The 7,356-nt window shown below is 32.5% G+C and carries 5 protein-coding genes; all 5 read left to right on the top strand.

Going from position 1 to position 7,356, the window contains the following annotated elements:
* A partial coding sequence (locus Q385_RS08750) for a restriction endonuclease subunit S (RefSeq protein ID WP_037919320.1) occupies positions 1 to 1,103 on the top strand: 1,103 nt, incomplete at its 5' end.
* Complete coding sequence (locus tag Q385_RS0100640) at positions 1,096 to 4,254, top strand: type I restriction endonuclease subunit R (RefSeq protein ID WP_028949818.1); 3,159 nt, start codon at positions 1,096 to 1,098, stop codon at positions 4,252 to 4,254. The genes Q385_RS08750 and Q385_RS0100640, both read left to right, overlap by 8 nt.
* A gap of 141 nt (positions 4,255 to 4,395) precedes the next feature.
* A complete protein-coding gene (gene mazG / locus Q385_RS0100635) occupies positions 4,396 to 5,160 on the top strand; it encodes a nucleoside triphosphate pyrophosphohydrolase (RefSeq protein ID WP_028949817.1) in 765 nt (254 codons plus the stop codon).
* Positions 5,161 to 5,237: 77 nt separating this feature from the next.
* On the top strand, positions 5,238 to 6,287 hold the full coding sequence (locus Q385_RS0100630) for a succinate dehydrogenase/fumarate reductase iron-sulfur subunit (protein ID WP_028949816.1): 1,050 nt from the start codon (positions 5,238 to 5,240) through the stop codon (positions 6,285 to 6,287).
* Positions 6,288 to 6,301: 14 nt separating this feature from the next.
* A complete protein-coding gene (locus Q385_RS0100625; RefSeq protein ID WP_028949815.1) occupies positions 6,302 to 7,180 on the top strand; it encodes a CoB--CoM heterodisulfide reductase iron-sulfur subunit B family protein in 879 nt (292 codons plus the stop codon).
* Positions 7,181 to 7,356 lie beyond the last annotated feature (176 nt).

Genomic DNA, 7,356 nt, shown 5'->3' with positions numbered 1-7,356 from the left:
AAATATTAAAGAAGGGAACTCTTGCTAAAGAAGTACCAATGGAAGCATTACAACCTTTTACAAAAAAAATTTATACTTATCAAATAGGATTATATAATGGAGGTGCAAAATTTAGGAACGGTGATACGTTAGTCGCAAGAATTACACCAAGTTTGGAGAACGGTAAGACAGCATATGTTGATATTTTAGAAGATAATGAAATAGGATTTGGTTCTACAGAATTTATAGTTTTAAGAGGAAAAAAGGGAATAACAGATAGTCATTTTTTATATTACTTTGCTATTTCACCAGATTTTAGAGATGTAGCTATAAAATCAATGACTGGTAGCTCAGGGAGACAACGAGTACAAACAGATGTAGTTTTGAGTTATGAATTTTTATTCCCCCCTCTTCCCGAGCAAAAAGCCATAGCCTCTGTGCTTTCATCTCTTGATGATAAAATAGACCTTTTACACCGTCAAAATCAAACCCTTGAACAAATGGCAGAAACACTTTTTAGAAAGTGGTTTATAGAAGATGCAAAAGATGATTGGGAAGAGGTAAATCTTAAAGATATTTATATTTTTGAAAAAGGTTTTGAACCGGGAAGTAAAAATTATATAGAAGAACAGTTACCTGATACTGTTAGATTTATAAGAGTTGGAGATTTATTAGATGATAAAGGAAACACTTTTATAAAAAAAGACATTGCAAAAATGTTATGTAAGAAAGAGGATTTATTAATGTCTTTTGATGGAACAGTTGGAAGGATTAATTTTGGTTTAGAAGGAGCTTTTTCATCTGGAATTAGAAAGATTTACTCTAAAAATTCAGTTTTTGATAATTTAGGCTTAAAATATCTTATTTTTAAATCAAAAGATATACAAGATTTGATAAACGCTCATTCTTCTGGAACAGTAATTTTACATGCTTCTTCAAGTATAGATTATCTTACATTTTCTTTTCCAAAAGATGAAGAATACATTAGAGAATTTAATAAACTTATAGACCCTATTTTTAATAAAATATTAAAAAACAAAGAACAAATCCAAACTCTTGAAAATTTAAGAGATATACTATTACCAAAACTTATGAGCGGGGAAGTGAGGGTAAAATATGATTAATGAAAATTCCGTTGAAAACCTTGCTATAGACCTTCTAAAAAATCAAGGATACGATTACATATACGGCGGAGATGACCTTTTAAGAAGCTCCTTTCAAGATGTAATACTGTTTGATAGATTAAAAAAAGCCATAAAAAGAATAAATCCAGACCTAATAGAAAACTCAATAGAAGACGCTATAAAACAAATAACCAATATAAACACACCAGACCTAATATTAAACAATGAAACATTCCACAGAATGCTAACAGAAGGAGTAAAAATCACATACCAAAAAGACGGTATAGAAAGAGGAGATATTGTATGGCTTGTTGATTTTAAAAATCCTGAAAATAACGATTTTTTAGTAGTTAATCAGTTTACCGTTATAGAAAACCATAAAAACAAAAGACCTGATATTGTCGTGTTTATAAATGGACTTCCACTTGTAGTAATGGAGCTTAAAAATCCAGCAGATGAAAATGCTACTATAAAATCAGCTTATAACCAGCTTCAAACCTATAAAAAAGCCATACCTTCACTCTTTACATACAACGAAATTTTAATAATATCAGATGGACTTGAAGCCAAAATGGGCAGTTTATCTGCTGGATACGATAGATTTATGTACTGGAAAACAGCAGATGGAAAAAAAGAAGCTTCACACCTTGTAAGTCAGCTTGAAACATTAATAAAAGGACTTTTAAATAAACAAACTTTAATTGACTACATAAGATTTTTTATCCTTTTTGAAAAAACAAAAAAAGAAGATAAAAACGGACAAACAATTATCCAAACAGTAAAAAAGATAGCAGCATACCACCAATACTACGCAGTAAACAAGGCTATAAAATCAACAATAAGAGCAGTAGGAAAAAATAAAAAAGCAGACACCTTAAGACAGTCTCCTGCATCTTATGGACTACCCGATGTTAAAAATCAACCAGAAGGAGACAAAAAAGCCGGCGTTGTTTGGCATACTCAAGGTTCTGGAAAGTCTCTGACAATGCTTTTTTACACTGGTAAAATAATTCAAACTATAAATAACCCAACAATCGTGGTTATTACCGACAGAAACGACCTTGACGACCAACTGTTTGATACATTTGCCAGTGCAACTCAAATATTAAGACAAGAACCTGTCCAAGCAAAAAGTAGACAGCATATAAAAGAACTTTTAAAAGTAAACAGCGGTGGAGTTATCTTTACAACTATTCACAAATTCTGGACTGAAGAAGGAAACATTTATGAAACCCTATCTGATAGAGATAACATTATTGTTATTGTTGATGAAGCCCACAGGACACAGTATGGATTTAAAGCAAAAGTAGATAAAGAAACAGGAGATATAAGATACGGATTTGCAAAGTATTTAAGAGATGCTTTACCAAATGCAACCTATATAGCCTTTACAGGAACACCAATTGAAAAAACAGACAGAAACACACCTGCAGTTTTTGGAAACTATATTGATATCTACGACATAGCAAACGCAGTTGAAGATGGAGCAACTGTTCCAATTTACTATGAAAGTAGACTTGTAAAAATAGATATAACAGAAGAAGGAAAAAAATTAATAAAAGAATATGAAGAAGAATTAGATGAAAAAGGATTATCAGAAGTAGAAAAAGCAAGGGCAAAATGGGCTAAACTTGAAGCGTTAGTTGGAGCTAAACCAAGAATACAAGAGATAGCAAAAGATATTGTTAATCATTTTGAAAACCGCCTTGAAGTGATGGATGGAAAAGGAATGATTGTTGCCATGACAAGAAAAATTGCCGCCAGTCTATATGATGAGATTATCAAGCTTCGTCCAGACTGGCACAGTGATGAGTTAAAAAAAGGAAAAATAAAGATTGTAATGACAACATCATCTTCAGATGAGCCAGAAATATCAAGATTTTATTTAACAAAAGAAGAAAGAAGAATCCTTGCTGATAGATTTAAAGACCCAGAAGATGAGTTAAAGCTTGTGATAGTTGTTGATATGTGGCTTACAGGATTTGATGTGCCTTGTCTTCATACAATGTATATTGATAAACCGATGAAAGGTCATACTCTAATGCAAGCAATAGCAAGGGTAAACAGGGTTTACAAAGACAAAACAGGTGGACTTATAGTTGACTATATAGGAATAGCTTCAGATTTAAAAGAGGCTTTATCTTTCTATGCAGAAAGTGGAGGAAAAGGAGACCCTGCAAAACTACAAGAAGAAGCTATAGAAATAATGCTTGAAAAATTAGAAGTTGTTAGAGATATGTTTTATGGCTTTGAGTATAAAAGATATTTTAGTGCAGATACTTCACAAAAATTAAATATTATCCTTGAAGCAGAAGATTTTATTCTTGGAATTGAAAATGGGAAAAAAAGATATGTTGACGCTGTTAGTGCATTATCAAAAGCCTTTTCAATAGCAGTACCTCACCCTGAAGCTATGAAAATAAAAGAAGAAGTGGCATTTTTCCAAGCGGTAAAATCAAGACTTATAAAGTTTAATACCGAGAATGAACAGACCATTGAAAACTATGAAACAGCGATAAAACAGATTATAGATAAAGCTGTATCTTCAAGTGGTGTTATTGATATATTCGATGCAGCAGGACTTAAAAAGCCAGATATATCAATTTTATCTGACGAGTTTTTAGAAGAAATAAAAGGAATGAAATACAAAAACTTAGCAATTGAAACATTAAAAAAGCTAATTAATGACGAAATTAAAGGAAGGATAAAAATAAACTTTGTAAAAAGTAAATCTTTAATGAAATCTTTAGAAGATTTAATTAGAAGATACAATAACAAACTAATCACAGCGGCTGAAGTTATAGATGAGCTTATAAATCTTGCAAAAGAAATAAAAGAAAGTGATAAAGAGCCTAAAGAGATGGGACTATCCGAATATGAGTATGCTTTTTACTGTGCGGTTGCAGAAAATAAAAGTGCAAGGGAGTTAATGGGAAAAGAAAAACTTAGGGAACTTGCTACGGTTTTATATAAAAAAGTAAAAGAAAACGCAACTATAGACTGGACTATAAGAGAAAGTGCAAGGTCAAGACTAAAAGTTATAGTAAAAAGAACTTTAAGGCAGTACGGTTATCCACCTGATATGCAGGAGCTTGCAACCGAAACAGTACTAAAACAAGCTGAGCTTATTGCAAATGAAATAGTTGGTTGAATTTATGATAAAATTTTTAACTAATAGAACTTATACAACATTTTAAGCTAAAATTCTATCTATATATAGTCGCATTTATCTAATATTTTCCTTTATATTCTGCTATCATAGTTAAAATTACTTTTTATCAGGTGTAGGATTATGGAGTGTAGAAAAGAAGGAGAAAACTTTCAAAAGTTAGTTGATATAGTTGAGAGGTTAAGGAGAGAGTGTCCTTGGGATAAAGAACAAACGAATAAATCGATAAAAAATAATCTTATAGAAGAAGCTTATGAACTGTTAGAAGCTATAGAAGAAAACGATAACAATAAAATGATTGAAGAACTGGGAGACGTTTTGCTTCAGGTTGTATTCCACAGTCAGATTAAAAAAGATGAAAATGCCTTTGATATAAATACAGTAATAGAAAATCTTATAGAAAAACTTATAAGAAGGCATCCACACGTTTTTGGAGACTCACAGGTAAAAACTCAGGAAGAAGTTTTAGACCAGTGGCATAAAATAAAACAGAAAGAAAAACAATCCATATTAGAGGGAATACCAAAAAGAATGCCTGCTTTAACCAGAGCTGTTAAAGTTCAAAACAGAGCTGCAAAAGTAGGTTTTGAGTGGGAAAATATAGACCAAGTATGGAAAAAAGTAGAAGAAGAACTTCAAGAATTAAAAGAAGCAAAAAAACAAGATGAAAAAATCCACGAGCTTGGAGACATTTTAATCGCTATAACAAATCTATCAAGATTTATGAAAATAGACCCAGAAGAAGCTCTCCATCTATCAATAGACAGAATGATAAAAAGATTTAATTACATAGAAGAAAAGGCAAAACAGATGGGTAAATCTTTAGAAGAGATGAGTTTACAAGAGATGGATAACCTTTGGAATGAAGCTAAAAAAATGGGGTATTAAAAAATAAAATGCTGTTTGATTTTATATGAAAATATGTTTAAATATAGTAGAGTAAATTTTTTATGAGGTGGTGTAAGATGGAGTTTTTCAATTTAAAAGTGTTCAGATACGACCCTACAAAAGATAGTCAGCCTTACTACAAAACCTACAGACTCCCAGTAGAAAAAGGAATGACAGTACTGGCAGCACTTTTTAAAGCAAAAGAAGAACAAGACCCATCTATATCTTTCCGTTATAACTGTAGAGCTGCTATATGTGGTTCTTGTGCCATGAGGATTAACGGACACGCAACTTTAGCCTGTAAAGTTCAGGTAACCCATCTTTTAGATAAATACCAAACAGATACGATAGTTGTAGAACCTGTTGGAAATATAAAACCGTTAAAAGATTTAATATACGATATGGACTGGGTTGTTGATAAACTCAAAAGAATTAAACCTTGGTTTATACCAAAAGAAGCTCCACCTGCAGACGGTAAAGAGTACAGACAAGACCCATTTGATCATCAAAAAATAGACTACGCATCAGACTGTATACTATGCAACAGCTGTATGTCTGACTGTAATGCGTTAAAGGCAAACAAAGACTTTTTAGGACCTATGGTTATATCAAAAGCTTATAGATTTGTAGCAGATTCAAGAGACGGCGCTAAAAAAGAAAGATTGGAAGAGGTTTTAAAAGAGTTTAACTTGGAATGGTGTGTAAGATGTATGGAATGTACAACAAGATGTCCTAAAGAAGTTCAACCTTACGAAAACATCATAAGAACAAGAATAATAGCAGCTGAAGAAGGATTTAAATCCCCTGGAGAAATACACGCAGAAATCTTTGAAAAAGATATTTACAACAGAGGTCTTTTAAACGAGATGTTATTACCAATGAGACAGGAAGGATTACTTGGAGCTGCTAAAAGAGCACCTTTTGGAATAAGAATGTTCTTTAAAGGAAAAGTAAATATAGCAGACTTCTTTGGAGGGCATAAAGTAAAAAGACACGAAGAAGTACAAAAAATAATGGATAAAGCAAGACAAATGAAAGATAAAGTTAAGATAAAGATAATTCCAGACGTTCAAACTGTTTACGAAGACAAGAGAAAATCAAAAAAACTTAAAGAACAAAAGGCTTAAAGGAGGAATTAAAGATGTTAAGGTATGCTTTTTATACAGGATGTTCAGCAAAAGGTGTTGCACCAGAGCTGTATGAATCAACAAAACTTGTAGCAGAAAAATTAGGAATGGAGCTTATAGAACTTGAAGCTGCAACATGCTGTGGAGCTGGAGCAGTCCAAGAAAAAGACGAGTTTATGTCCCTTGTTATAAACGCAAGAAACCTCGCACTTGCAGAAGAACTTGGACTTGATATGCTTACAATCTGTAATACCTGTACATTAATGTTAAGAGAAGCGAAATTTAAGTTAGATAAAAACCCAGAAGTCAGAGAAGCAGTTAACGAAGTTTTAAAAGAAACTGGATTAGAGTACAAAGGAACAATTGAAGTAACTCACTTTCTATGGGAAGTTATAGATGCAGTAGGTTTAGATAAATTAAAATCTATGGTAGTAAGACCTTTGAAAGAGTTTAACATAGCACCGTTTTACGGTTGCCATATAATCAGACCACCTTACCTAATAGGATACGAAGACCCTGATAATCCAAAATCTATTGAAATGCTTATAGAAGCTCTTGGAGGAAACCCAGTAGACCACGAAGCAAGACTTGCCTGCTGTGGTTTCCATTCATTCTGGTCGGCGGAAGATAAGGTAACTTTAAGACTTACAGCTATGGATACACAAGCAGCTAAAAAGCAAAGAGCAGACTTTATGGTTACACCTTGTCCACTTTGCCATACACAGCTTGACGCTATGCAACCAGAAGCAGAAGAAAAGATAGGCGTAAATATAGGTATGCCTGTTTTACACTTACCACAGTTAATAGGTCTTGCAATAGGTTTAAAACCAAAAGAGTTAGGTCTTCACAAACACGTAATATCTACTAAGTCAATCATAGAAAAAGTGGCTTAACCTTCTACAAGGCAGGTTTAAACCTGCCTTATTGCTGTATAAGTTCATATAAACAGTGAACACCTACCCCTGTAAAATAAATTTACTAAACAGGAGGTAGGTAAAATGAAAGGCATTATAGGAACGCCAATGTATATAACAAAACTCTTTCCAAAAAAACTATCAAACAAAATAAA

Source organism: Sulfurihydrogenibium subterraneum DSM 15120 (assembly GCF_000619805.1).
In the GTDB taxonomy this organism is placed as follows: domain Bacteria; phylum Aquificota; class Aquificia; order Aquificales; family Hydrogenothermaceae; genus Sulfurihydrogenibium; species Sulfurihydrogenibium subterraneum.
This window is presented reverse-complemented; position numbering and strand designations above follow the sequence as displayed.